The following is a 24,771-nucleotide window of genomic DNA, read 5'->3' on the forward strand; positions in this document are numbered from 1 at the left end:
CGCCTGGTAATCGCCTTCGTCCTCATCCGCCAGCACTCCGCCGACCACATCTGGACCTGGTCACGATGGCGACGCCGCCGCCAACACCAAGCACGCCTATCCCACTACCGACGGCGCGGACACCCACACACCTGAGTGTCGTTGCAGTATTAGCGCTGGCGCTGCTTGCGGCGGCGCTGCTGATGGCGCCGCTGCTGCACTGCACGCTGCTCGACGCCGATGAGCATCACCATGGAGCCCATCACCACACCCATGACGCCGCAACGCCGATCACCGCCCTGGTGGCCGCGGCTTTGGACGGCACCTCCCATACCCTCGCCGATATCGGAGGACGCCACGGTTCGCCGCACGCCGTCCACTGCGCGGTCGCACCTGCACTACCCGCAGGTGGCGGAAGTTTCGTGCCGCTGCAATTGCTCCTGTTCGTTCTGGTCGCGGTCATGGTTGTCGCGGCTGTGTACCGGGTTGGTCCCGGTGGAGTGCGCGGTCCGCCCGTCGCGGCCGTGCCCATCGTCAGCGGCAGAGTTCTGCTGACGCGCATCTGTATCGCCCGACGCTGATCGGTCAGCGCCAGGCCGACGTGTCGTCCCCGTCGGCCGGTGTGCTGCCCGTGCACGCTCCGCCCTTGTGGCCGGTCTCGATACAGAAAGCGACACTCATGGACAACGTTGTGCTCGGCAGGCGTGCCGAGGTTCCTGCGGCGCTGGGGGGCGCGCCGGACGCGACCCGGCAGCCGCACGCGCTGGTCGGCAACACTCCGGTGTTGTGGGTCGGCGCGCCGCTGGCACCCGCGGGCCGCGGGTTCTGGGCCAAACTCGAGGGGTTCAATCCGGGAGGCATGAAGGATCGTCCCGCCTTGCACATGGTGCGGCGAGCGAGAGATCGCGGCGATCTGGCGCCCGGAGCGCGGATCGTCGAGTCCACCAGCGGCACCCTCGGTATGGGTTTGGCGCTGGCGGGAATGACCTACCACCATCCGGTCACTGTGGTCACCGACCCTGGGCTGGAGCCGATCGTCGCGCGAATGCTCGCGGCTTATGGAACGCGCGTCGACATAGTGACCGAACCGCACGCCACCGGCGGCTGGCAGCAGGCGCGCCGCGATCGAGTCGCGGAACTGCTCGAGCGCGAGCCCGATGCGTGGTGCCCGGACCAGTACCACAATCCGGATAACGTCACCGGCTACGAAGCGCTGGCGATCGAGTTGATCGAGCAGCTCGGTGGGGTCGATGTGCTGGTGTGCGCGGTCGGCACCGGCGGGCATTCGGCTGGCGTGGCGCGGGTACTGCGGCGGTTCAACCCGGACCTGAAGCTGATCGGGGTGGACACCGTGGCGTCCACGATCTTCGGTCAGCCCGCTGGTCCGCGACTGATGCGGGGCCTCGGTTCGAGCATCTATCCGCGCAACGTCGATTACGAGGCCTTCGACGAAATCCATTGGGTCGCGCCATCGGAGGCGGTGTGGGCGTGCCGCACGCTGGCGGCGACCCATCACGCCAGCGGCGGCTGGAGCGTGGGTGCGGTCGCGCTGGTAGCGGGGTGGGCCGCCCGGATGTCCGACCCCGAGTCGCGGATCGCGGCCGTGTTCCCCGACGGGCCGCTCCGCTACTTCGACACCATCTACAACGACGCCTATTGCGAGGAGCACGGTTTGCTCGACGCCGACCCACCGATCGAACCGGTCACCATCACGCACCCGGCCGAGAAGGTGGTGCGGAGCTGGACCCGCTGCGCCACCGTCATCGATCCCCAACAGCTCACCCGCGACAGGAAGCGGTCGTCGTGACGGTAGTCGCGAAGTTCCGCAGCTTCGATCTCGCCGCGCGGCTGCTGATGGTGAACCAGTTCGGCATCAACCTCGGTTTCTACATGCTGATGCCGTACCTGGCCGGGTACCTGGCCGGACCACTCGGCTTGGCGGCCTGGGCGGTCGGGCTCGTGCTGGGTGTGCGGAATTTCTCCCAGCAAGGCATGTTCCTCCTCGGTGGCACACTCGCCGACCGGCTCGGCTACAAACCACTGATCGTCGCCGGATGCCTGCTGCGCACCGGTGGTTTCGCGCTCCTGGTGTTCGCGACTTCCCTGCCGTTGTTGCTGATCGCCTCGGCCGCAACGGGTTTCGCTGGAGCGCTGTTCAACCCCGCGGTGCGCGCCTATCTCGCCGCCGACACCGGAGAACGCCGGTTGGAAGCGTTCGCGGTGTTCAACATCTTCTACCAGGCGGGCATCCTGGCCGGGCCACTGGTCGGCCTCGCGCTGATGGCGTTGGATTTCCGGGTGACCGCGGGCGCGGCAGCCGCGGTGTTCGCGGTGCTGACGGTCGCGCAACTGTTCGCGCTCCCCACTCGGCGCGCCGAGGCCCCGGCAGCGAAGACCACCGTGGTCGAGGATTGGCGCACCGTAATCTCCAACCGGCGGTTCGTGGCTTTCGCGGTGGCGATGATCGGCTCGTATGTGCTGTCGTTCCAGGTCTATCTCGCGCTGCCGCTGCAGGCGGACTACGTGGCAGGCACGCGATCCCAGGCGGTGACCTCGGCGGTGTTCGTGATCTCCGGTGTCGTCGCGGTGGCCGGGCAGTTACGCATCACCGCGTGGTTGCGCTCCCGCTGGAGCACCGGCCGCAGCCTGGTCGTCGGCATGAGTCTGCTGGCGGCGTCGTTCCTGCCGCTGGCTCTCGTGCCCGGACCCCAGCGGTTCGGGGCAGAAGCCGCGATCGCCGCGCTCCTGGTGGCAGCCGCGCTGCTGGCGGTCGGGACGGCAGCGGTCTTTCCGTTCGAGATGGACACCGTGGTGTCCCTGGCCAACGGCAGGCTGGTGGCCACCCATTACGGGTTCTACAACACCGTTGTCGGCGTCGGAATCCTGATCGGCAACCTCGCCACCGGCGCGGTGGTCGGCGCCGCCCACGACGCTGGAGCCGACTGGGCGGTCTGGGTCGGGCTCATAGCCATCGGCGCGCTCGCCGCGCTGGCGTTGCACGGACTCGACCGGTCGGAGCGTGCGGTGGTCAGGGCGTCCGGAGGCGTCGATCCGGATACCGCAACGAGCAGTGAGCGGCACGACCGTGCTCTTGGCCGGACAGTGCCGCCGGTCAGCCCTCCGACAGGCCACCGCGACGACCGGATCACGACATGACGTGGTAGCTGCGGTCGTTGTGGAGCTCGCAGCGCTCGCATAGTGCCAGTGCATGCTCGACCGGTGACGGATCCACGGAAGCCCGCTGTAGGGCCTGGTGGTCGGCCCGGGTCAACCGCCGCTGATCTGGAGGTCTTCATGTCAGCGTTCACACACTCACCACCCCGCAGCAACGCGGCAGGGAGTCCGGTCAGGCATCTTCTGCCGTGTCGTCTAACACCCGCCATTCGACCATGAGCTCGTGTCGGCCGAGCCGGTCGAAGTCGCGGTCGATGATTTCCCGGATTCTGAGTAAAGCTTGTTCGTCCGTAGCCTCGATGCGGACCAGCAGTGCGTCGGCGGCAGCGTGCAGAAGGCAACTGCCCCATGGCTCGAAAACTGCGGTGCCGTCTGTATCGGACCACTGCACGTTCAGCCGGAGTTCGCCATGGGCGGCAGGGCTGCCACCGTGCCTGCGCATGCGATCGCCGCGCGGTGACCCCATTGCTTCCGCGTGCTTGCAGAACTGATGCAGGTACCGGCGGGACTGCTCGGTGATGATGCGCGCTTCCAAGCTCGGCATGGTGTCCTCAGATCCTGGTGATCGAAGCGGGCCATGCCCGGACACGGTAGGGGTCGGGGACGATGGCAATAGTGGCCTCCACGATCGAGTCGATCCGCCAATCTCCGGAGAAGGCGGCTGTGATGTCGGCACGGGTGAGCCGATGCGGGCCCCAGTCTCCTGGCTGCCGATCACTGAAACCGAGCATGAAGTAGCGGCCGCCAGGGCGGATGGCGGAAGCGAGGACTGCGGCAAATCTCGCTCGGGCGGTTGAGTCGAACAGATGGAACAGGCCGCAATCCAGGACCGTATCGAATACCTCGCCGAGTTCGGCTACCCGAAATGCGTCGTGCCGCATGAATCGCACACTCACGCGACGGTCGTGGGCCTTCTTCTCGGCGAGTTGTATTGCTTGCCGCGACAGATCGATGCCGCTCGATTCGTGCCCGAGACGGGCCGCCATGATGGCATGTTCGCCTGTGCCGCAACCGATATCGAGTACGCGGCCGTTGAGCTCGCCAGATTCGGCAAGTGCAACGAACGCCGGCTGCGGGCGGCCGATATCCCATGGCGGGGGAGTGGTGTACAAGTCCTCAGGGCCAGCGAATTGCGGATGTCCGGAGTAGGGGTCGTGGCTCAAATCGAACATTGCCTTCTACCTCCCCTCACGTTGGGTCGCCCTCTATTTTTCGATACACTATGTGTACTGTCAATACATCATGAGCACATGTTGGTGCGTACTGCGCAGCGCACTATTCGCCGTGACGACTGATGGCAGTGGCTCGACGAGGGCAAGTAGAAAGAAACGGAGTTGCCGATACCGATAGCCGTCTCGGCGGATGCGAGCAATCGCATCGACGGCGTCTCCGTTGATTGCCGATGGGCAGCGTCGGGTTCTGTGTCTCATGACCTGAGCAGTAACACGCGGGTAGCGGCGGAGACAGCGGCATCAGCGGACATAGGACAAGACGCTCATCATTCCGGCTTCGCCGTGATACGCGTTGTGGCAGTGCAGCATCCACTGCCCAGGGTTCACTGCGTCGAAGTCGACCTCGACGGTCTGGTTGGGCAGCACGATGGTGGTGTCCTTGCGGGCGCCGGTGCTGTTGCCGTCGACCAGTTGGAAGGTGTGACCGTGCAAGTGCATCGGATGGAACATCATCGTCGTGTTGACGAACCGCAGCCGGACGCGCTGGCCTTCGCGGACGTCGAGCATGGCGTGCTCGTCGAAGGTTTTCCCATTGATGGTCCATTGATAACGTTTGTCGTCGGCGCCCAGGGATACATCGAGGACCGCGTCCGGCGCCTTCGGCGTGAGCAAGACGGATTCATCGGCGCGCAGCCGAGCGGCGGTCAGCGGTGTTTCGTCCAACTCGCGAGCCCGGACGTCAGCTGGCGGGGGATTGCCGCCGCCGGTGCGGATCAATGCCAGGCCACGTCCCTGTTTGCCTTCGGCGGCCGCGATCAACGGGAAGACGCCGTCGCCCAGTTCCACGATGGCGTCATAGCGCTCTCCCATGCTGATCAGCAGGCAGTCTGTCGTGACAGGGTGCACGGGGAACCCGTCGCTGTGAGTCACGTTCAGCTGGTGCCTGCCGACGGCGACTCGGAAAGCGGTGTCCGCGGCAGCGTTGATGATGCGCAGACGCATCCGCTGGCCGGGGCGTGCGGCGAAGGTCATCGGATCGGTGTTGAGACGCCCGTTGATCAGGAAGTACGGATAGGTGACATCGCCCGCGTCGGTACCCAGTGGCGCTGTCGGATCTGGTCCCGAGCCGTGGCCGCCATGCCCACCCGTTGCGCCCCCGGTCATCGGGCCCATGTTCATTCCGGCCATGCCGGTGGCCCGCAACTGGGCGAGCTCTGTGTCCGGGTCGCGGCCGTCGACGCCGTCGAGCCAGTCATCCAGTACGACAACAGCCTCCACGTCGTAGTTGTTGCCGTCGGCGGGATCTTCGACGATCAGTGGCGCGTATAACCCGCGATCCAGCTGTACGCCCACGTGCGGATGAAACCAGTAGGTACCCGCGTCGGGAACTGTGAATTCGTAGCGGAAGCCACCGCCTGAGGCGACTGCCGACTGAGTGAGTTCGGGGACCCCATCCATATCGTCACGCAGCGCCACGCCATGCCAATGGATGCTCGACGGCTGAGGCAGGGCATTGGTGAAGTCCGCTCGCAGAACCTCACCACGAGCGATCCGGATTTCCTGCCCTGGCAGCTTGCCACCGTAGGTCCAGGTCTGCACCTGCAAGCCGCCCAAGTCGACCGTCGTCGGTTCTGCGCTCAACACCACGTCACGAACCGGCGCACTCGCAGCTCGGCGGCGATTCTCGGCGGCGCGAACCGGATCCGAATCCGGCCCGACGATCGCAGCCGGCGCATGGGATCCACTCGAGCACGCGGCGAGCGCGGATACCGCACCACCAGTGACAGCGAGGAAACTCCGCCGAGACATTGCCCTGGAGTGCGCGAGCCGCCTCGACGACATCAATTTCTCCTATGCTGCGCCAACATCCTGTTACCGTTCAACATACCCTACTAGGGTATTAGGTGAGGTTATCGGAACGGAAAGAGCGCGTCGGGCGCCAACATCGGTCAGGAGCGTCGAGACGCCCTCGGGTGGCTGTGCGGTCGAGGCTGCGAATGACTGATACAGGGGGTCCCAATGTGGGCTGGGCGGGCCGTACAACCGGCAGGGGCCGTTCAGCCGAGCGCCCGAACGAGGTGTGTCGGCTGGTGTTAGCTGCCCGCTCACATCTTCGCCGCCTGTGCGGCGGTCTCGATACAGGAAGCGACAAGCATGAATAGGGTTGTGCGGCACACCCACACAGAGATATCCGCGGCCTTCGCGGCCGCGCTGCATGCTGCTCGGCAGCCACACGCTGCGGTAGGAAATACCTCGGTACCGTGGGTCAATCCATGCTGATGCCATACCGTGCAAGCCCCCGCGGCTCGGCGGCGTGGTCGATTGGGCTGGTGCTGGGTTTGCGGAACTTCTCCGCGCAAGGCAAATTCGCGGTCGGCGGCACACGCGCCGCCCGGCTCGGCTCCGAGCCGCTGATCGTCGTCGGCTGTCTGGTACACAACGGCCTCCGGGTCGGCCGCCACCTATCCGATCCGGTGCCGAACGCCGCGCCCCATGCAGGACACTGCGGACGGGCGCCGAGGTCTGGGCGCATCGACGTCGTCGGCGAGACAACGGTGAGATGGCGCTATGGCCCGGAATTGATCCGTCGCTTCGGAGTGGTCCGTCGAGGGCCCCCAGTGGTGCACGCGACGCTTTCAATCCTCCGAAAGAAGGACACCATCACATGAATACAGTTCTCCGGCGACTCCTTCTCGCGACGGGCATCGCTACTGCCGCGACCGTTCTGGCCAGCGGCGCGGCGTCCGCGCACCTCGATGTGGAGGCGCCTACTGCGAAGCAGGGCTCCACATCAACGATCTCGTTCCGCATATCCAATGAATCCGAGCAAGCGAGCACGATAACTTTGAGGGTCGAGCTGCCGGGTCTCAAGACCGCGCGGACCGAACCGATGCCGGGGTGGACCGCGGTCATCGAGAGGGATCCGGCGAAGAAGGCTATAGCAGTGACCTGGACTGCTGAGCCGGGCTCTGGCGTGGGACCTGGCCAGTTTCAAAGGTTCTTCCTCTACGGGGGCCCGCTTCCGAAACAAGACAAGGTGCCTTTCCGTGCAATACAGACCTACAGCGACGGAAAGGTCGAGACCTGGGATCAACCCGTTCCCGACGGCGCGCCTGAACCCGAATATCCGCTGCCCGTTTTGTCGCTTGCTGCGGGCGACGACGAACATTCACATGACTCCGAGCCAGCGGCTCTCGGCGAACCAGGGCACGAGGAAAGCGGCGATTCGGTCGCTCGTTGGCTGGGCGTGACGGGGCTGCTGCTCGGGCTTGTGGGCGCTGGCGCAGGTGTGGCGGCTCTCGCCCGCGGGCGCCGAGTCTAGGCCAGCGGCTCGATCAAACCGCGATAGTCGATCCGAGTAAGTTGCGTGTGCCGGGTTCTCCGAGACCCGGCACACGCAATCTCACGCCCGTCGCAACTGCCCCCGCGCGCGAGATCGTGACCCGTCCCCGAGGCCAAGACCGCCCGGTATAGAACCGGTCAGGTTGTATTAGGCGGACGCCGCTGACAGGAACCCGGCCTCGATCGCGCGATCGCTGCTGCCAGCAAACTTTTCCGAGCGGTCAGATGTGACGTGATCTGGCACAGATGTGCCCCGAATCAATGCAGGCAGGATCGTGTTTCGGCTGGTCGGCCTCCGGGTGTGCGAGTGCACTCCAACACGCGGCACGAAAGTGCGTCACGAACGACCGAGGTGGGCCATGAACCCTTGTCGCGCGAAGCTGTCCCGCACGTGTTGGTGCAGTTGTGGGTCGAGCCGGTCCATACGGTGCTCACGGGGCATGTGCGAGGGGCCCTTCATGGTTGCGCGGCGCCGCAGCCCGGGGGCCCGACCCGCTCACTGGAGGTCTCCGTCGGTTCCGGGTGTCCAGGAGTTCGAAGACGCGGGGTGGTGCCGTGTAGGAAGCCGGCCACTGAAGACATCACCGGCCGGCTCCCGTACTGTCCGCACAGCGCGGACCGGATCGTGCAGATCGACTCCGAGTAGGCGGGGATCACCTGCTGTGCCTAGACATTTGGTACGCCCATGGAACCCCTACTCGGATATACTTCACTACAAAAATATCGAGTAGGGTGGCAGGAATGGCAAGGGACCCGTACCGGCTGATCGGCCGTATTCAACAGGTCGCACATTCCTTCCGTAAGTGGTCCGATCGGATGCTGGCCGAAGCCGCGGACGTCACCACCGCCCAATCCGGGATCCTGGCTGTCATTGCTGACGATCCGGGTTGCTCGCAACGCTATGTCGCCCGGCGGCTGCGCCTCGGCGAATCCGCCCTCGTTGCCGCGGTCGGTCGTCTGGTAGACGCGGGCCTCGTCGAGCGGCGTATCAGCGAAAACGATCCGCGGGCCGCGGCCCTTTTCCTGACACCCCACGGAGCCGAGACCGCGGCTCGTGCCCAACAGGTTTTCGAGGTGATCAACGATCTCGTCCTGGACGCGCTCGGTGAAGACGGCCGCGTCCGGTTCGCCGAACTGCTCGATGCCCTGGACCAGGTCGTTTCCGCTCCCGAGCGCCGGGTCGATGCGAAAGCCGGGAACGGCGGGAATGAACGCCGCCTGCACCGGGGGTACGCGGGGGCCTCGGATCCGGCCGCACAGCGTGTCACCGAGGCATCCGCTGGGAGCCGGTGAATGAGCGCGTGCAGATCACGCGGGTGTCACCGGTCGGACAGGCGCGGGAAACTGCTCGGTCCGACTTCCACCATGTCGCCGAGGGCAAGTGGCGGAACAAACCGGTGCCTTCCCACTGGCACCGGGCCGGTCGGCGGTCGCTCCGGGACGGCCGCCGGCACTGGGCCGTGGTGACCTCGCGGTGCACGATTTACGGACTCACGTTTCATCTTGGAGTGTCATGCTGTATGGACGCCGCGCGGAGCTGACCGTCCTGGGGGAGTTGCTGGAGAGCCGGTGTGGCGCGCTGATCGTGCGGGGCGAGGCCGGTATCGGGAAGTCGGCGCTGCTGGACGCCGCGGCCCGGCAAGTGCAGGCGCGGGTGCTGCGGGTGACCGGGGTGGAGTCCGAGTCCGATCTGCCGTTCGCAGCTCTGCATCTGCTGCTTCGGCCGGTCCTGGATCAGATCGACACGTTGCCGCGGCAGCAGGGCGAGGCGTTGCGCGGTGCGCTCGGCCTCACCGGCTCCACCCGGGGCGACCGGTTCCTCGTCGGACTCGCGACTCTGGGCCTGCTGGTGGAGCTGTCGGCGGCCGGCCCGGTGGTCTGTGTGATCGACGATGCGCAGTGGCTGGACGGCGAGTCGGCGGATGCCCTGCTGTTCGCCGCCCGGCGCCTGCATGCCGAGCCTGTCGTGGTGCTGTTCGCCACGCGGCAAGACGGGTTGCGCGCACCAGGGTTGCCCGAGCTACGAGTGGGCCGGCTCGACGACGGTGCGGCCCGGCGCCTGCTTGCCGAGCACGCCGACGATCTGCCGCCTGCGGTACGCGATCGGTTACTCGCCGAGGCCGAGGGCAATCCGCTCGCGCTGATCGAGATTCCCCGGATGCTCACGCCTGGGCAGCGCCGCGGCGCCCTGGGACCGATGCTGGTCCCATCGGCGGGGCCGGTGACCGATCGGGTATTGATCGGCTTCCGTAACCGGATCTCGGGTCTCTCTCCGGCCACCCGCCTCTGTCTGTTGGTCGCGGCGCTCGCCAACTACGACGAGTTGCCTGTGCTGGAACACGCGGTCGGCAGGCTCGGCGCCGCACTGGCCGACTTAGCCGAAGCCGAGCGCGCGGGGCTGATCCGGGTGCATCCGGAGGGCGTCGAATTCCACCACCCCTTGGTGCGTGCCGCGGTGATCACGGCCTGTGATGTGGTCGCGCGGAAATCCGCGCACCGGGCGCTGGCCGAGGCATCCGATATCGACCGGCGCGCCTGGCATCTGGCCGCACTTACCTTGCAGCCCGACGAGGACGTCGCCGCGCAGCTGGAGGAACTGGCATTGCGGGCGCGACAGCGCGGCGGGCAGGCCGCGGTGTCGGCGGCGCTGGCGCGCGCGGCCGAGCTGTCCGCCGCTCCCGGAGAGGCCGTGCGCCGGTGGACCGCCGCGGCCGAAGCCGCGATCGAGGCAGGCCTGCGGCAGCGAGCGGGCGACCTGGTGGACCGCGCACTGGACCGTGCCCGGACAACGCCACTGACCGGGCCGGTACCGGCCGAACTCGCCTATGTGCGCGCGAAGTTGGCGGTCGAGTCGGGGCGGCCGTTGCGGGGTGTGCGGCTCTTGCTCGAGGCAGTGGAGGCGGCCGACAGTCTGCCGATCAAATTGTCGCTGCTCAGCATGGCGGGCTACTACACCTGGGCCAGTGCCACACACCCGGACCAGCCGGAATTGGCCCGCAGGGTCGAGGAACTGTGCCCGGACGGCGAAGGGCTTCCGGCCTTGGTACGCGCCATCGTTCGCGCGTTCCGCCTGATCCTGGAGGGTGACGAGGTGACCACGGTCGTCTACCCGGCGCCGGGCAGCGTCGGACACCTGCCGCCCGACCTGCGGTTCCTCATCAACTTCCAGGGCCTGGCCCGCGCCGATATCGGGGGCATGCGCGACGGCGCGACCGAGCTCGTCGAAGAGTGCCGGGCGGAAGGGCGGCTGGGGCGAATGCCGCAGGCCATGCTGCTGCTGGCCATTGCTCAACTCCTCGCCGGCCAGCACCGGTCCGCACGCGCGACAGTGACTGCGGGCCTTGCCTTGGCCTCCGATGTCGGCCAGCCCATGTGGCAGGGCTACCTGGCGGGTGTGCACGCCTGGCTGTCCGCGGTGGGTGGTGCGGAAGCGGAATGCGAGGCGATGGCCGAGCAGGCGATCCGCCATGCCGATCCCCACTGGTGGATGCCGGGCGCCTGCTGGGCCGAAACCGCGCGGGTGATGGTCGATTTCGGGCTGGGGCGCTATGCCGCGGTGCTCGAACGGATGGATCTGGCGCTGACCGGCCCCACCCGGCACGCCTTCCTGTGGCGGTACCTGTGGCCGGACTATATCGAGGCTGCCGTGCGGGTCGGAAATCCACAGCACGCCCGGGACCGGCTCAACAGTTACTCGGAGTGGGCCGAGGCCACCGGCCGACCCGGGCAGCTCGCCGTGCTCCATCGGCTCCGCGCGCTGCTCGCCTCCGGCGATGCGGCCGAGGGACTGTACGAGCGGGCCCTGGCATTGCATGCCGAGGGGCCGCAGCCGTTCGACGAAGCACGCACCCGGCTGGTCTACGGGGAGTGGCTGCGCCGCCACCGGCGTCGCGCCGAAGCGCGTATCCACCTGCAGGTGGCCCTGGAAACGTTCGACCGGCTCGGCGCCGCGCCATGGGCCGCCCGGACCGCCACCGAGTTACGCGCCACCGGTGTGGCCGTCCACCCGCCCGGCCCCGGCGACCCGCTGGCGGCCCTCACACCGCAGGAACTGCAAGTGGTGCGACTAGCCGGAGACGGAGCCTCCAACCGTGAGATCGGCGCCCAGCTGTTCTTGAGCCCGCGCACCGTTGCTTCCCATCTGTACAGAGCCTTCCCCAAGCTGGGCATCTCCTCCCGTGCCGAGTTGAGCAAACTCTTGGAATGAGCTGACCGGCGGGATATTCCAGCCCGCCGAGGTGGTGCCGTGGGTGATCCCGGCGCCCGAGGCCGCGCACACTGTTGCTGAGGACTGCCCGGCGCCAGCGACCCCAGCGGTCACCTCGTTCCTCGGCGCGGCACAGAACGGGCGCGGTACTACACGACCGGCAGCGGGCGTCGGTCGAGTCGGTCCGCCGCCGCGAGCTGACGGCTTTCCGTGACGAGAAAGTAGATCAGCAGTGCGCTCATGATGAAATGACCGCCGGCGGTGTAGAGGCCGGGGAAGTAGCCGCCCTTGATGATCGGGAAGACGAAATGGGAGATCCCGTTGAGCAGGCCGGCGCCCAGGGCGTACCACCACAGGAAGAAATTGGATACGCGGATCCGGTAGAGCGCGCCGGCGCCGGCGAAAAAATACAGTGCGCCGAAGCCGAAGACGAACACCAGCAGGAATTCTCGCTCGGGCCAGTCGCGGGGTGAGTCGAACAGCTCGACGATCTCATGTGGGAAGCCGCCGGTGTATTCCTCGGCCATATGGATGAGCTGGAATCCGACCGCGCACAGATAGACGGCGATCACCTTCCGCGATTTCACCGGTCGTGTATAGCTGAAGGTGATCCAGCCGCCGTAGGCCAGCACGCTGGCCGTGGTGAGGATGGCGGCACCCTGGATGGGGAGGGTGAGCAGTGCCCAGGCGCAGAAGCAGATCGCCAGGATCGCCATGACGGCCGCTGAATAGGGTTCGGGTCTTTTGATCATGAGCGGACCATAAACAGCGCGTGCGGTTGCCCGCCTCCGCCGGATGACTGAATCGGAAGAAGGGGTATTTCAGTCATCCGACGGAGGCGGCGGCCGAGTCGCCGGCTCTAACGTCGCCACAGTGAGGTTGATCGAAGCCGCCGCGGTATTCCTGCTGGTGCTGTTGCCGGTAGCCCCGGCGCAGGCGCACGACATCGAGCCCGGGGCCGATCTGCGAGTGACGCAGACCTTCTCGGCCGGTGAGGTCACACTGGTCGTCGCCGGGGTTTCCCAGGTGCCGGCGCCGCTTCCGGTCAGCGCGCACGCGATGCGCCCGATGCGCTTGGAGCTGGAACTACGGTCGATGACCGATGGCAGCAGCTCGACCGGCGTGGTGGACACCGGCCGAGCGCCCGCGGTGCTGCGGATACAGCACGAAGGCCCGCACGAACTGCGGATCAGGTCGGGTGACGAGGTGTCGCTGGTCCCGTTCCGGCTCGTCGTACCCGAGAGCAGCGGCGCGACGATGGTGACCGACGGTGCTTTCCTCGTCGCGGGGCTGCTGCTGGTGGGTTCGGTGCTGGCCGGCCGGGGATCCCGCATCCTCGCCGGCGGCTCGGTTGCGGCAGCCGCGGTCGCCGTGACGGTCACGCTGCTCGCGCCGTACCTGTCGCCGGCCGGTTCCTCCGGAGAACCCGAGCGCGGCCGGCCCTATGCACAAGCCCGGTTCTCGACGACACCGGCCGTGACCGGTGCCGAGTTCACCTTGACCATGCGGTTGTCCGACGGCGCGACCGGCCGGCCGGTGGACGATCTCGCCGTCGACCACGAGGCGATGGCGCATGTGGTGGTAACCAGTGCGGACGGCGCGGTGTTCCGGCACCTGCATCCTTTGCGGATCGCACCGGGTGTGCTGACCGTCGGGCTGACCCTGCCGCGACCGGGGCGCTATCTGGCCTATCTGGAGATCGAGCGGCAGCAGTCGGGCGGGCAGCTGCTCTCCGGCACCTTCGACGTCTCGGGTACGGTCCGGCAGGATACTGCGGATCATTCCCCATCGGACCGGAATATCATTGTGCCCCGGCTATTTCCAGGCGAGCCGCGCGCCGGGAGTCCGGTGACGATCGAGATCGGGACCGAAGGCCCGCACCGGCCCTGGCTGGGCATGCCCGGCCATCTGGTGGTCAGGAGCAGCGACGGCGCGCATCTGGCGCATGTGCACGCGACGGCAGCCGGTGCCGCCCTCCTGCGATTCACCTTCGCCCTGCCCGAGCCCGGCCACTACCTGGCATGGGTCCAGTACATCGTCGGGGACCGCCTGATGACCGAGCCCTTCACCGTGGAGGTGGGCCGATGAAATCCGTGGGTACATGCCTGATCCTGGTAGGAGCGCTGTTCGCAGCCGTATCGTGCGGGTCCGGCGCCGGTTCCACCGTGCAGGCCGCGGGCAGCCGGTACGTCGTCTCGATCCTGGTGGTCGATCCCATCGAGGTGCGAGTCGATTCGGGTGAGGCGCAGGCGGTCACCCTCGCCGCGGCGATGCCGGGAATGGGTCACGCGATGCCGTCCGTCGCGACCGTGCAGGTCGAGGCCGGTCGTTTCGTCGCCGTGGAGAACGTGTTGACGATGGACGGCGAATGGGAACTGTCGATCAACCTGTCCGGTGACCGGGGCACGGAGATCATCACCGTCGGCGTGCCGGTGCGACGGTGAGGTGGCCCAGAGCTGCCTCGGGTTGTGCGGCAACGCCGGCGGCCTCGGAACCACCCGCTCCGAATCCCGGCACCCGGCCGGAAGGTCCAGCTGACCGGAATGCCGGCCCGGTGCGGGCGGAGAATCGCAGCCCGCTCGGCTCGATGTGCCCATGCCTATGCCCATGCCTATGCCGGGTGACTGATGCGGCACCTACGTCATTGAGTCATATGACGGAAGCGGCCGGCCGCGCGATCTCCCTACTGTTTCCAGCCGTACACAGCGGATCCGAACCCGCTCGGGGGCATCGGCTGCCCGTCATCGATTCGATGCGTATGCCGCCGCTCAGGTGGTACAGGCGAACGCCGGCAACCATGTGCCGGACTCACGGTGGACTTGTGTCGACGACTGCCGACACCGGACCGAGGGAGATAAGGGATGTCGAAAACTGTTCTGGTGACAGGTGCGTCGACCGGAATCGGGCGGGCCGCCGCGCTGCTGCTGATGAGCACCCTGGGCCGTGTCCTTCCCCAGTACACCCTCGACGCCGTGCGCCTGCGTGCGCTCGGCCTTTCCTGAACGGACCACACCATGACCCAGCTCGCCGGAGCCGAGGCTCTGACCGCCCTCGATCCTGTTTTCGCCCAGCTCGCCGTCGGAGTGGGCCACAACCTCTGGGGCCTGACGCACCTGACTCCGCGGGAGAAGGTCTTCACCTGTCTCACCGCCGACCTGTGCCACCCTCATCTGGATCTTCCCCTGGCCATGCATGTCCAGATGGCGTCGGCCCATGGGGTCGAACCCGAGGCCATCCGGGAGCTCTTCCGGCATCTGGCCCCGTACGTGGGCTATCCCATCGTGGTTCCCGGCTTCCAGCGTCTGTCCGAACTCGGGCTCCCCGAAGCCACGGACACCGACCCGGTCGCGCCGGTGCCACCCGACGGCGCCCTCGCCCGCGCGGTCGGCGCTCTGCACAACGTGGATTCCGGACTGGCCGCTTTCACGGAGGACCAGTTCGCCCAGCGCTGGGCCCGTCCGCATCTGAGTGTCCGGGAACGGGCGCTCGCCTGCCTGGTCGTGGACATCTTCTACCAGACACTCGGCGAGTCGCTGCACCTGCATGCGGAGCTGGCGCGGGCGGACGGGGCCACCGAGGGCACCTTCCGCGATCTGATCCGTGGCGTGGCCGAATTCGGGCTCGCCCGGGCGTGGGCCGCCGCGAGGGCTCTGCTGCCCGCGACCGAACCGGCCGGCGACCGGTAGGCGAGACCGCACCTGAGCGGGCCGCGTTGTGATCTGCGTCATGACCCGTCACACCGGCCCACGGCAGCTCGTCCAAGGGATGCCAGGTCCCACTGATCGGAAAGCTGAATCATGACATCGAAACCGGCATTCAAAAGAGTGGCCGCGATCGCCGCGGTGCTGGTCGGCGTGCTCACCGCTCTCGTCGTTCCCGTGGCGTACGGACAGCCGCCGACCTCGGACTATCGATCGCAGTACCTGTCGCGGGTGGAGTCCCTTTACGCCGATACCGAGCTCGCTCGTTTTCACTACACCCGAACCGGCACCGGGTCTCCCGTCGTACTCGTCGCGGGTGGTGGGCTGTGGGGGTACTCCTGGCGAGACGTGATCCCGGCACTGGCGGCCGAGCACACCGTCTACGCCGTCGACCTGCCCAGTCAGGGATTCACCGATCTGCATCGCGGTGACTTCGCCTACGACCTGCCCGCGATGTCGCAGGCGCTGGCGAGTTTCCTCGATGCGGTCGGCCTGCGGCGCACCGCCCTGGTGGGCCACTCGTGGGGTGGTGCCTGGAGCCTGTACTTCGCCGAGCAGCACCCCGAGCGCGTCGAACGCCTCGTCCTGCTCGACTCGCCTGGACTCGACGCCGAAAAGGCACCCGTCACACCGTTGTTCACCACACCGCTGGTGGGAGAACTGGCTACGAATCTCACCACCCGGTCGTTCTACGCCGACAGTATCCGCGGTACCTTCCAGAACGATCAGCTGGTCACCGACGAGGTGATCGATGAGCTCTATGCGCCGTTCTCTCGCCCGGCGAACCGTGACGGATTCCTGTCGCTGTGGCGCAATCTGGACTACCGGCTCACCGACGCCGGTCTGGGGCGGGTTACCGCACCCACGCTCGTGCTGTGGGGCGGCGCCGACAGTTGGCTGCCCGCCTCCCAGGCCGGTCGTCTGGCCGAACGCATCCCGAATGCCACCGCAACGGTCCTCCCGGACTGCGGGCACACCGTCCACGAGGACTGCCCTGCGTGGACCAACCCGCTGATCTCCGCATTCCTGCGCTGAACCGCGACGATCACCGGCGAGCGGGCCGCTTGGGGGAGCGAATCGTGTCGACCGCGGAGCGCCACCACGTTCGCTTGCGCGTGTGTCGCGGTCGCCCGCCGGTGCTCGGCGAACCCTGAGGTCAACGAGCGTAGGCCAACAAATGTTGACAAACGCGAACTTGCCTCCTACCTTTGATGACAACAACCGTTGACCTGAAGGAGTAGCCATGAACCGCCACATCGCGGACGTGCTGATCGTCGGAGCCGGACCGGTCGGCCTCACCGCCGCGGTCGTGCTGAAACAACTCGGCCACGACGTCGTGATCGTCGACCGGCAGGCCGAGGGTGCCAACACCTCCCGCGCGGCGGTGGTGCATCCGCACACCTTGGAAATACTGGAGCCCTACGGTGTGGTCCCGGCACTGGTGGACCGTGGTGTGCACACCCCGACTTTCGCGATCCGTGACCGGGACCGGTTGCTGATGGCGGTGCCGTTCAGCGACCTGCCGACCGCTTACCCGTACACGTTGATGATCTCCCAGGCCGATACCGAGAAATTCCTGCTGGACCGGCTCACCGCGCTGGGCGGGAAGGTCACCCGCCCGACCACGGTCACCGGGATAGTGCATGACCCGGATTCGGTCACCGCGACCCTGTCCGAGGGTGAGCCGCTGCGTGCTCGGTATCTACTGGCGGCGGACGGTATGCACAGCCTGGTACGGGAACAGTCGGGTATCGGTTTCACCGGCGGCGCCTATGCCGAATCGTTCACTCTCGCCGATGTCCGCCTCTCCGGTGGAGTGCCCACCGACGAGGTGATCCTGTACTTCTCACCGGCCGGGCTCGTGGTGGTAGCGCCGCTGCCCGACGGTATGTTCCGGATCGTGGCCACCGTGGACGAGGCGCCGCACGACCCGGATACCGCGTTCGTGCAGGGGCTGCTCGACGAGCGCGGTCCGCAGGCGCATCCGGTCGTGGTCGAGGAAGTGGTGTGGGGCTCGCGTTTCCGCGTCCATCACCGCATCGCCGACACCTTCCGGCACGGCCGGGTCCTGCTCGCCGGGGATGCCGGTCATGTGCACTCGCCGGCCGGTGGGCAAGGGATGAACCTCGGTATCGAGGATGCTGTGACTGCCGCGACGACCCTGTCCCGCGTGCTGGCCGGTGAGCCGGAGGCCCTGCTCGACGAATACGCCGAGAGCCGCCACCGCACGGCCGGAGCGGTGGTGTCCATCGCGAGCCGGCTCACCGACCTGGCGACCGCGTCGGCGCGGGTGCGGCCGATGCGCAATACCGTCATGGCGCTGGCGGGTAAGGCCGCGCCCGTGCGGAATCGGCTGGCGTGGCGCCTGTCCGGACTCGACCGCCGCTGACCGGCTCCCACGAACGGAACCCGCCGTGAAAATTGTCAATGAGCACCTCGCCGTCAAAGCGCGCCTGACCACCCCAACCGACAACGGATTCCTCCTGCTGGCCGCCGAGACGGGCGGCTGGGCCGGACCGTTCCCGCTTCCAGCACGATCACGACGCCACGTCTCGTCTCCTCTCGGCCTCCTGTGCGCGCGGCTGGGCAACCGAGCCGATGTCCTCGAGGCGACAGCTTTCCGGGCGGCATTACGGCCTCCCGGCGAGGGCGGCGCACTGCTGCGCCGGGCCGGAGTTCGCCCGGCCCGCTACGACATCGTCGTCCTCGTGCGCACCCGCACAGTCGCCGATCTGGACGCGGTGCAAGCCGACCCGGCCTGGCCGGAACTGATGGCGCTGCTGACCGGTAACGCCCGGCATGTGCACCGGATCGCGGCGAGCAGCCCGGCCCGGATCGCCGATGTCGACCACGATCCGGGTAATTGGTTCCTTTTCAACTACTTTCACTGCGCGGACCAGAACACCGTCTTCGACGTCTGGCGCTACACCGCGGGCTGGTTCCAGCGCAAAACCGCACTGCCCGACTCGGTGCCGATGCGCCCGCTGCACGGCGAGCCCGGCGACTACACCCTCGTCAACCACGCATCCTGGCCCACGGTGCGCGCATTCCTGCCGAGCTTGCTGTTGCGGCCGAGCTTCCGCACCTTCGTGCTGGCCAACTTCGCCGCCAACGAGATCGCCGCCCAGCCGATCATCTACCGGCTGATCAGTTCGACAGCTACCACCGGGAACACGAGGAGCTGAGGTGTACGCGATCCGGCAGTCCGAGTTCGGCGCGCCGGAACAACTGGCGTACGAACTGGTGCCGGACCCGGCACCGGGCCCGCGGCAAGCGCTGATCGAGGTGCGTGCGGCCGGGGTGCACCTGGTCGATACGGTGCTGCGCTCCGGAGACACCCGGGGCTCTGTTTCGCCGCCACGGCTGCCGATGACGCCCGGGCGGGAAGTAGCAGGTGTCGTCACCGGACTGGGCGACGAGGTCGATGAGCGCTGGCTGGGCCGGCGTGTGGTGGTCCACCTCGGCGCCGGTGCCGGAGGTGGCTACGCCGAACTGGCCGTGGCCGATACCGCTGCGCTGCACGAGATACCCGAGGGCGCCGGGTACGAGGCCGCTGTCGCCATGGTCGGCACCGGCCGGATGGCAATGGGGATATTGCATCACGCCCGGCTCGTCCCCGCGGATGTGGTGCTGGTGAACGCGGCCGCAGGCGGGATCGGGAACCTGCTGGTGCAGGCAGCGATACGGGCCGGGGCAACGGTTGCCGGGGCGGCCGGCGGAGAGCGCAAGGTCGAGCGCATCCGGCGGTCCGGCGCGGTGGCCGCGGTAGACTACATCGCCGCGGACTGGCCGCATGCCGTGCGCGCCGCGCTGGGCGATCGTGCGGTGTCTGTGGTTTTCGATGGTGTGGGCGGCGCGGTGGGCCGGGCGGCGTTCGACCTGCTCGGCGCTGGTGGCCGGGTCGTATCGTTCGGGTGGTCGGCGGGGGAGCCATTGCGGTTCACCTCGGCAGAACTGTTCGAACGACAGCTGACCGCCGTCGTGGCCCTGGGCGCGAGTATCACCGGGATTCCCGACGGACTGCGCGGTCTCGAGGAGCGGGCGCTGGCCGAGCTCGCCGCCGGGCGGCTTCTCCCGGCGGTACAGACGTTTTCCTTGTGGGACGCGGCGGCGGCGCATACGGCGCTGGAACAGCGCACCGCCACCGGCAAGGTGGTGCTCGTCCCGTGAAGATCGGTGTCATCCTGCCCTCGATCGAGACCCAGGCCGCTCAGAAACTGGATATCGCCACCGCGGCCCGCCACGCCGAACAGCTCGGGCTGTCCGGGGTGTGGCACGGCGATCACCTCGCCACCGGCGCGCCCACCCTGGACGTCGCCGTCGCGCTGGCCGCCGCTGCCGCCGTGACCGAGCGGATCCACATCGGCACAAGTGTTTTCGTTCCGGCGCTGCGGCCCCTGGCCTGGGCGGCCGAGCAGATCGCCGGCCTCCAGTGCCTCAGCGCGGGCCGGCTGCTGCTCGGCGTCGGATCCGGCGGCGGACCGGCACAGTGGGCGGCGGCAGAAATTCCTTACGAAGAGCGCGGCCCGCGCACCGACACCGCGTTGCGCCTGCTACCCGCACTGCTCTCCGGCGCACGGGTCACGCTCCCGGATGCGCGCGGGCGCGCCGAGCTCGAACTGGCACCGTCCGTGCCGGTCCCGCCGATCTGGGTCGGCAACCACTCCGCACCCGCCCGCCGCCGTGCCGCGCTACTGGGCGACGGCTGGTTTCCGTCATTGATACAGCCCGCGCAGGTGGCAACCGGACTCGCCGAAATCACCGAACTCGCCGCCCGGCACCAGCGACCGGCCCCCACGGTCACCGTCGGCGCCACCGGAGTCCTCGGCGCCGGTACGGACCTGCCCACCCGCGTCGAGATCGCCGCCGGAATCACCGGGGCCTACGGGCGATCACTCGAGGAAACCCTGTCGATCCCGATCACCGGCTCTCTCGCCGAGGCGGCCGAACGCATCGCGGCCTACCAGGGTACCGGTGCCCACCATTTGGTCTTCGGCATCGCGGGCGGTGACTGGCGCAACCAGTGCGAACTACTGGCCCGTGCCCAAGCCGCACTCACCTGAACGGCGGATTCGAGGTAAGCGGAGTCGATGCTCTGCCGGGTCGCCACCAGGTCCGCCAGCTGATCTTGCGCGACGCACTCACGGCAAGTATGCGGCGATATCGTCGTGCGAGGGCGGGGTCCGTCCGTATTCGATCTTGGACACCTTGCTCGGGTCCCACCGGATTCCCGACGACCTGACGCCGGGGTATCGAAACGTATGGAGCGACATCGCCGAGAAGGCCCGCTACACCACTGTGGGAGATGACGAGACGATGATCGGTCAGCTGGACCGGTTGCACGCGGTACATGGCATGCCGCGAGTGACCTTGGAATCGTGCCGTCGACAGCACCGTTCCGGCAAATGTCAACGTTTGTTGTCTACACTTGTTGGCATGAGAAGGTCCTCGACGGAGACCAAAGCCGCCATCCTGTCCGCGGCCCGCGAGCGATTCGCCGCGGACGGCTACGACCGCGCCACCATCCGCTCGATCGCCGCCGACGCGGCCATCGATCCGGCCATGGTGATGCGCTACTACAGCAGCAAGGAGCGGCTGTTCGCCGCGGCGGTCGAATTCGACCTGGAACTGCCGGATCTGGCCGCGATCGAACGTGAACGCATCGGCGCCGCGGTGGTCACCCACTTTCTCGAGCGCTGGGAGCGCGACGAGGCCCTGCTGATCCTGTTGCGCGCCGGGGTGACCAACGACGCGGTGGCCGAACGGATGCGCTCGATCCTGGCCGCGCAGCTGCAGCCGGTGATCGCCCGGGTGAGCGACGATCCCCGCGACGGGCCGGTCCGGGCCGCGCTGGCGGCATCGCAGATGCTGGGCATGGCACTGTGCCGGTACGTACTGGCCTTCCCGCCACTGGTCTCGATGCCACGCGAAGAGGTCATCTCCTGGCTCGCCCCGGTCATCCAGACCGACCTCACAGGTGAACGCCCCGACCCGATGCCGGCTCGCCGCCACGACCTTGCCCGGCAGGGCGGCGCGCAGGGCTGAACAGGCTGTGCCGACGGCGCGGTCGGCCGCGACCTCCATCGTCACGATTCGGCGAACACGGATCCGGCGGCGGCGAGTGTCAGGATCTCCTCGTTGCCGTCGGCCCAGGGGGTGTCATGACGACGGTGTCGATGAGCCAGCTGTCGCCGGTATGGGTCAGGCCGATTCGGTAGGTTCCGCCGAGTGTCCAGCGTGGTGAGCCGAAGCGGTTGGGGGCTACCGGCGGTACCCACTCGCGCGTTCGCTCAGCCACTGTGGCGCGCTGTCGACCGGTTCGAGACCGGCGTGCCGGAGCAGGTCCCGGCCGTGCAGTACCTCGCCCGCCGCGCTGTCGGCAACCCTGATGCGCAGCACATCCGCTCCCGCCCCGCACGAAGTGCCATACCAGGTCGAGGAACGAGCCGCGTTCCGCGCCGCCGCGGAAGGACAGGTAGCCGGGACGAATTCGGCGTGGATGCCGCCATCGGCGTGGGAGGAGCCGGGGCGAAGGGGTGTCAGTGCAGGTCGATGCGGCGGGGGCGGGCGATGCCGAAGTCGAGGCCGTCGCTGATCACGCGTTCGGCTTCGCGTTCGGTGAACCCGTCGATGCCGATGTGGCTGTCGGCGGCCCCACGCAGCACTTGGTGCGCGTCGTCGCGGGTGAGCATCCCGGCGCCGACGAGGCGGCCGATCGAACCAGCGGCCGACAGCAGGGTGTCGTGGCGCTGCCCTCGGGGTGCGGCCACGATCCGCTCGAACTGCGCGACCAGCGCGGCATGCACATAGGCGTCCACGCGAACTTCGGCGAGGTGCACTGTGGTCGGGGGCGGAGGGGGTGGTGGTGTCAGGGCGGTGATCAGCCAGTCGGGCAGGGGAGCCGGAGACCTGTCGTCGAGCAGGCGGTAGGGGGCACCGCCGCGAAGAACCGATCCGGCGGCGACGACGTAACCGCCGGCGCCGCGGGTATCGATGCGCCACCCGAGCCGGCCCGAGCTGTTACCCAATTCCGGTGCCTCGGGGGCGGTGAAGTAGATGTGCTCACCTCCGGACGGTGTGGCGACCCGGTAGGTGTGGATGGGGTAGGGGACACGGTGGGCGGCGGTGAGCCGGGCCAGGACATCGCGGCCGTGGCGGGCGCCTTCCCACTCCGGTGGTGGCGGCTCGCCGTGGCTGGGATCGAGATCGAGAACGAGCAGGCGACTCGGACCGCAGGCGATGCCGATGTTGAACGCCGCCCGCCGCCACGCGCGGGCGATCACCTCGGGGTTGCGGGTGGCCAGGTCCTTCCAGTTGCGTCTGCGCAGGGCGGGTTTCTTGGAGCCCGGGCCGAGGGGAAATACCCAGAAGCCGCGGGCGGCGGCGTCTTGGGCCGCCCGCCTCAGGGTGGTGCGCGCGGCTGATGCGGCACTCATGAACCCAGGGTAGGACGCAGGGCGGACATCCCGGTTCGGCCCGCTGAAGCCGGGTCGATCGGTGAACGGAGAAACTGCGTGAACAGCAGCACCGGCCGACCCGGCATCCGAGGGTGGTTCTCGGTGGCCGGTGAGGTGCGGGTCAGGCGTCAGCGGGGTTGTGGGCCGTCAGGGTGCGATTCCGGTGAGGGAGAGGAATTCCTGCCGGGAACGGGCGTCTTCGCGCAGGGTGCCGAGCAGCGTCGAGGTGACGGTGGTGGTGCCGGCGGCTTGCACCCCGCGGAGGGTCATGCAGGTGTGTTCGGCTTCGATGACCACACCGACGCCTTGGGGTTGCAGGTGTTCGGCGAGCCAGTCGGCGACTTGTTTGGTGAGTCGTTCCTGGACTTGTGGGCGGCGGGAGAAGTGCTCGACGATGCGGGCGAGTTTGGAGAGCCCGAGGATGCGGTCGCCGGGGAGGTAGCCGACGTGGGCGACACCGACGAACGGCAGGAGGTGGTGTTCGCATACCGAGCGCAGCGGGATGCGGCGGGCGAGGACGAGCTCGTCGTAGCCTTCGTCGTTGGGGAAGGTGGTCAGGTCGAACGGGCGTGGGGTGAACAGTTCGGCGTAGGCGCGGGCCATCCGGCCGGGGGTGGCGTGCAGGTGTTCGTCATCGAGCCCGACGCCGAGCGCGGTGAGGAACTCACCGGCGGCCTGTTCGGCGGCGGCAAGGTCGACGGTGTTGACCGGTTCGTGGATGACACGTAGAGCGGGGCGTGACATGAGGCTAGCTCCCGCCGATGCCGAGCGCGGTCAGCAACACCAGCACGACGGTGGCGACGGCGAACACGCCGTGCCCGCCGACGACCGCGACCGGAAAATGCCGTTCGGCAGGCGGATTCCGATCCGTGGCGGTGGTGCGGTCGCGGTAGACCGGCAGCCACCGTGCCAGCATGGTGAATCCGAGCGCCGCGATCGGAACCAGCAGCGCGAACGCGATCCAGGCCAGCGCGTCGGAGTCGGCTACCAGGTACACGATCCAGACGACGAGGCCAGCGACGGCGAGCAGGAAGTGGCCGAACACCACCGGCGGTGGCAAGTGCGTCGTACTCGGTTGCCGACCGCCGCCTTTGGCGATCCAGGTGCCGAGCAGGACGAACCCGCCGACGGCGGTCGACAACCAGGTGATCAATGCCGCGATACCCAAGATGTGCTCCTCACAAGTGCAGATCGGGATTCAGTTCCGGAAGCCGGCGGCCTGGGTGTTTTCATCGGCCACCCGCACGCCGTAGTGGTAGGCCAGTTTTCCGCCGAGATAGCCGTAAACGGCCAGCACGACCACACTCGCCACCGAAAGCGCCAATGGCCCGGCCTGCACCGGACTGTGTGGGTCCTCGCTGGATCGCCGCCACAGGAAATCCGCGATGAAGGCCGCGGTCACGGCCAGATTCAGGCTCATGTGGACCACGCCGGTGCGGAAAGCGGGGGTGCCGGTCGGGATGGCCAGCAGATCCAGGAAACCGACCGACGCGGCGGCCAGTGCGCCGAGCACACCGATCGCGATCAGCCACTGCGCGCCCTCGGCCAGGAACGCCGGGTCCTCGACCACGTGGGAGGCGAGGTCGAATACCAGGCTCGCGACCCACGCGCCGATCGGGACGGTTACCAGGATCGGGTGGAACGGGTGTCCGTACGGCCCCGCCAGCACCGCGCTGACCGGCTGCTTGGCCTGCGGCGGATCGCTGTTCACCACACACCTCCGTTTCGACTCGAATAAT

The 24,771-nt window shown here is 67.9% G+C and carries 24 protein-coding genes; 16 read left to right on the forward strand and 8 right to left on the reverse strand.

Annotated elements, in window-relative coordinates; genetic code table 11:
* The first annotated feature begins 182 nt into the window (after window positions 1-182).
* The 3 genes from IU459_RS31110 (at window position 183) to IU459_RS31120 (ending at window position 3,135) form a co-directional block, all read left to right on the forward strand.
* Window positions 183-560 carry a hypothetical protein gene (locus IU459_RS31110; RefSeq protein ID WP_195133170.1) on the forward strand — a complete coding sequence of 126 codons (378 nt, stop codon included), beginning with the start codon at window positions 183-185 and terminating at the stop codon, window positions 558-560.
* 98 nt (window positions 561-658) lie between these two features.
* Window positions 659-1,786: a PLP-dependent cysteine synthase family protein gene (locus tag IU459_RS31115; RefSeq protein WP_195133171.1), complete on the forward strand. Its 1,128-nt coding sequence runs from the start codon at window positions 659-661 to the stop codon at window positions 1,784-1,786.
* Window positions 1,783-3,135 (forward strand): MFS transporter, encoded by a 1,353-nt coding sequence (locus IU459_RS31120; RefSeq protein ID WP_324199096.1) that lies wholly within the window; start codon window positions 1,783-1,785, stop codon window positions 3,133-3,135. The genes IU459_RS31115 and IU459_RS31120 overlap by 4 nt, the downstream gene beginning before the upstream one ends.
* Window positions 3,136-3,325: 190 nt before the next feature.
* Here IU459_RS31120 and IU459_RS31125 read toward each other — a convergent pair whose 3' ends face one another.
* The 3 genes from IU459_RS31125 to IU459_RS31135 form a co-directional block, all read right to left on the reverse strand.
* On the reverse strand, window positions 3,326-3,697 hold the full coding sequence (locus IU459_RS31125) for a DUF2218 domain-containing protein (protein WP_195133172.1): 372 nt from the start codon (window positions 3,695-3,697) through the stop codon (window positions 3,326-3,328).
* Window positions 3,698-3,704: 7 nt separating this feature from the next.
* Window positions 3,705-4,325: a class I SAM-dependent methyltransferase gene (locus IU459_RS31130; protein WP_195133173.1), complete on the reverse strand. Its 621-nt coding sequence runs from the start codon at window positions 4,323-4,325 to the stop codon at window positions 3,705-3,707.
* Between the two features lie 300 nt (window positions 4,326-4,625).
* Window positions 4,626-6,167, reverse strand: coding sequence for a multicopper oxidase family protein (locus tag IU459_RS31135; RefSeq protein ID WP_195133174.1), 1,542 nt, complete (start codon window positions 6,165-6,167; stop codon window positions 4,626-4,628).
* 823 nt (window positions 6,168-6,990) lie between these two features.
* Between IU459_RS31135 and IU459_RS31140 the strand changes: the two genes are divergently transcribed.
* The 3 genes from IU459_RS31140 to IU459_RS31150 all read left to right on the forward strand — a co-directional run bounded on the left by IU459_RS31140 (window position 6,991) and on the right by IU459_RS31150 (window position 11,874).
* Window positions 6,991-7,647, forward strand: coding sequence for a YcnI family copper-binding membrane protein (locus IU459_RS31140; RefSeq protein ID WP_195133175.1), 657 nt, complete (start codon window positions 6,991-6,993; stop codon window positions 7,645-7,647).
* 761 nt (window positions 7,648-8,408) lie between these two features.
* On the forward strand, window positions 8,409-8,960 hold the full coding sequence (locus IU459_RS31145) for a MarR family winged helix-turn-helix transcriptional regulator (RefSeq protein WP_195133176.1): 552 nt from the start codon (window positions 8,409-8,411) through the stop codon (window positions 8,958-8,960).
* Between the two features lie 220 nt (window positions 8,961-9,180).
* Complete coding sequence (locus IU459_RS31150; protein WP_195133177.1) at window positions 9,181-11,874, forward strand: AAA family ATPase; 2,694 nt, start codon at window positions 9,181-9,183, stop codon at window positions 11,872-11,874.
* A gap of 149 nt (window positions 11,875-12,023) precedes the next feature.
* On the opposite strand, the gene IU459_RS31155 is transcribed toward IU459_RS31150, so the two are convergent.
* A complete protein-coding gene (locus IU459_RS31155; protein WP_195133178.1) occupies window positions 12,024-12,590 on the reverse strand; it encodes an HXXEE domain-containing protein in 567 nt (188 codons plus the stop codon).
* A gap of 157 nt (window positions 12,591-12,747) precedes the next feature.
* On the opposite strand from IU459_RS31155, the gene IU459_RS31160 reads away from it, so the two are divergent.
* From IU459_RS31160 to IU459_RS31205, 10 genes are all read left to right on the forward strand, one after another.
* Window positions 12,748-13,962, forward strand: a complete 1,215-nt coding sequence (locus IU459_RS31160) for a hypothetical protein (RefSeq protein WP_195133179.1) — start codon at window positions 12,748-12,750, stop codon at window positions 13,960-13,962.
* On the forward strand, window positions 13,959-14,318 hold the full coding sequence (locus tag IU459_RS31165; RefSeq protein ID WP_195133180.1) for a hypothetical protein: 360 nt from the start codon (window positions 13,959-13,961) through the stop codon (window positions 14,316-14,318). Before IU459_RS31160 ends, IU459_RS31165 begins: the two co-directional genes overlap by 4 nt.
* A 417-nt stretch (window positions 14,319-14,735) precedes the next feature.
* Complete coding sequence (locus IU459_RS31170) at window positions 14,736-14,876, forward strand: hypothetical protein (RefSeq protein ID WP_195133181.1); 141 nt, start codon at window positions 14,736-14,738, stop codon at window positions 14,874-14,876.
* A 12-nt stretch (window positions 14,877-14,888) separates the two neighbouring features.
* Window positions 14,889-15,560, forward strand: coding sequence for a carboxymuconolactone decarboxylase family protein (locus IU459_RS31175; protein WP_195133182.1), 672 nt, complete (start codon window positions 14,889-14,891; stop codon window positions 15,558-15,560).
* Window positions 15,561-15,671: 111 nt separating this feature from the next.
* A complete protein-coding gene (locus IU459_RS31180) occupies window positions 15,672-16,610 on the forward strand; it encodes an alpha/beta fold hydrolase (RefSeq protein ID WP_195133183.1) in 939 nt (312 codons plus the stop codon).
* Window positions 16,611-16,818: 208 nt separating this feature from the next.
* Window positions 16,819-17,964, forward strand: a complete 1,146-nt coding sequence (locus IU459_RS31185; RefSeq protein WP_195133184.1) for an FAD-dependent oxidoreductase — start codon at window positions 16,819-16,821, stop codon at window positions 17,962-17,964.
* Window positions 17,965-17,989: 25 nt separating this feature from the next.
* Entirely contained in the window at window positions 17,990-18,760 is a 771-nt protein-coding gene (locus tag IU459_RS31190) for a hypothetical protein (protein ID WP_195133185.1), read from the forward strand.
* Between the two features lies 1 nt (window position 18,761).
* Window positions 18,762-19,745 carry a zinc-binding dehydrogenase gene (locus IU459_RS31195; RefSeq protein WP_195133186.1) on the forward strand — a complete coding sequence of 328 codons (984 nt, stop codon included), beginning with the start codon at window positions 18,762-18,764 and terminating at the stop codon, window positions 19,743-19,745.
* Window positions 19,742-20,638: an LLM class flavin-dependent oxidoreductase gene (locus tag IU459_RS31200; RefSeq protein WP_195133187.1), complete on the forward strand. Its 897-nt coding sequence runs from the start codon at window positions 19,742-19,744 to the stop codon at window positions 20,636-20,638. The genes IU459_RS31195 and IU459_RS31200 overlap by 4 nt, the downstream gene beginning before the upstream one ends.
* Window positions 20,639-21,011: 373 nt before the next feature.
* Window positions 21,012-21,620, forward strand: coding sequence for a TetR/AcrR family transcriptional regulator (locus IU459_RS31205; RefSeq protein ID WP_195133188.1), 609 nt, complete (start codon window positions 21,012-21,014; stop codon window positions 21,618-21,620).
* Between the two features lie 494 nt (window positions 21,621-22,114).
* Here IU459_RS31205 and IU459_RS31210 read toward each other — a convergent pair whose 3' ends face one another.
* The 4 genes from IU459_RS31210 to IU459_RS31225 form a co-directional block, all read right to left on the reverse strand.
* Window positions 22,115-23,011 carry a bifunctional DNA primase/polymerase gene (locus IU459_RS31210; RefSeq protein WP_195133189.1) on the reverse strand — a complete coding sequence of 299 codons (897 nt, stop codon included), beginning with the start codon at window positions 23,009-23,011 and terminating at the stop codon, window positions 22,115-22,117.
* 168 nt (window positions 23,012-23,179) lie between these two features.
* Entirely contained in the window at window positions 23,180-23,776 is a 597-nt protein-coding gene (folE, locus tag IU459_RS31215) for a GTP cyclohydrolase I FolE (protein WP_195133190.1), read from the reverse strand.
* 4 nt (window positions 23,777-23,780) lie between these two features.
* Window positions 23,781-24,200, reverse strand: coding sequence for a hypothetical protein (locus tag IU459_RS31220; protein ID WP_195133191.1), 420 nt, complete (start codon window positions 24,198-24,200; stop codon window positions 23,781-23,783).
* A 30-nt stretch (window positions 24,201-24,230) separates the two neighbouring features.
* Window positions 24,231-24,743 carry a DUF2231 domain-containing protein gene (locus IU459_RS31225; protein WP_195133192.1) on the reverse strand — a complete coding sequence of 171 codons (513 nt, stop codon included), beginning with the start codon at window positions 24,741-24,743 and terminating at the stop codon, window positions 24,231-24,233.
* Window positions 24,744-24,771 lie beyond the last annotated feature (28 nt).

It is taken from the genome of Nocardia amamiensis (assembly GCF_015477605.1).
GTDB classification, from domain to species: domain Bacteria; phylum Actinomycetota; class Actinomycetes; order Mycobacteriales; family Mycobacteriaceae; genus Nocardia; species Nocardia amamiensis_A.

What these genes read in the sequence shown, in the direction of transcription:
- IU459_RS31185 (WP_195133184.1), top strand. Translation starts at nt 16,819, where the DNA reads ATGAACCGCCACATCGCGGACGTGCTGATCGTCGGAGCCGGACCGGTC.
- IU459_RS31150 (WP_195133177.1), top strand. Translation starts at nt 9,181, where the DNA reads ATGCTGTATGGACGCCGCGCGGAGCTGACCGTCCTGGGGGAGTTGCTG.
- IU459_RS31165 (WP_195133180.1), top strand. Translation starts at nt 13,959, where the DNA reads ATGAAATCCGTGGGTACATGCCTGATCCTGGTAGGAGCGCTGTTCGCA.
- IU459_RS31140 (WP_195133175.1), top strand. Translation starts at nt 6,991, where the DNA reads ATGAATACAGTTCTCCGGCGACTCCTTCTCGCGACGGGCATCGCTACT.
- IU459_RS31130 (WP_195133173.1), bottom strand. Translation starts at nt 4,325, where the DNA reads ATGTTCGATTTGAGCCACGACCCCTACTCCGGACATCCGCAATTCGCT.
- IU459_RS31125 (WP_195133172.1), bottom strand. Translation starts at nt 3,697, where the DNA reads ATGCCGAGCTTGGAAGCGCGCATCATCACCGAGCAGTCCCGCCGGTAC.
- IU459_RS31145 (WP_195133176.1), top strand. Translation starts at nt 8,409, where the DNA reads ATGGCAAGGGACCCGTACCGGCTGATCGGCCGTATTCAACAGGTCGCA.
- IU459_RS31175 (WP_195133182.1), top strand. Translation starts at nt 14,889, where the DNA reads ATGACCCAGCTCGCCGGAGCCGAGGCTCTGACCGCCCTCGATCCTGTT.
- IU459_RS31110 (WP_195133170.1), top strand. Translation starts at nt 183, where the DNA reads ATGGCGCCGCTGCTGCACTGCACGCTGCTCGACGCCGATGAGCATCAC.
- IU459_RS31155 (WP_195133178.1), bottom strand. Translation starts at nt 12,590, where the DNA reads ATGGCGATCCTGGCGATCTGCTTCTGCGCCTGGGCACTGCTCACCCTC.
- IU459_RS31210 (WP_195133189.1), bottom strand. Translation starts at nt 23,011, where the DNA reads ATGAGTGCCGCATCAGCCGCGCGCACCACCCTGAGGCGGGCGGCCCAA.
- IU459_RS31135 (WP_195133174.1), bottom strand. Translation starts at nt 6,167, where the DNA reads ATGTCGTCGAGGCGGCTCGCGCACTCCAGGGCAATGTCTCGGCGGAGT.
- IU459_RS31170 (WP_195133181.1), top strand. Translation starts at nt 14,736, where the DNA reads ATGTCGAAAACTGTTCTGGTGACAGGTGCGTCGACCGGAATCGGGCGG.
- IU459_RS31205 (WP_195133188.1), top strand. Translation starts at nt 21,012, where the DNA reads ATGAGAAGGTCCTCGACGGAGACCAAAGCCGCCATCCTGTCCGCGGCC.
- IU459_RS31115 (WP_195133171.1), top strand. Translation starts at nt 659, where the DNA reads ATGGACAACGTTGTGCTCGGCAGGCGTGCCGAGGTTCCTGCGGCGCTG.
- folE (WP_195133190.1), bottom strand. Translation starts at nt 23,776, where the DNA reads ATGTCACGCCCCGCTCTACGTGTCATCCACGAACCGGTCAACACCGTC.
- IU459_RS31180 (WP_195133183.1), top strand. Translation starts at nt 15,672, where the DNA reads ATGACATCGAAACCGGCATTCAAAAGAGTGGCCGCGATCGCCGCGGTG.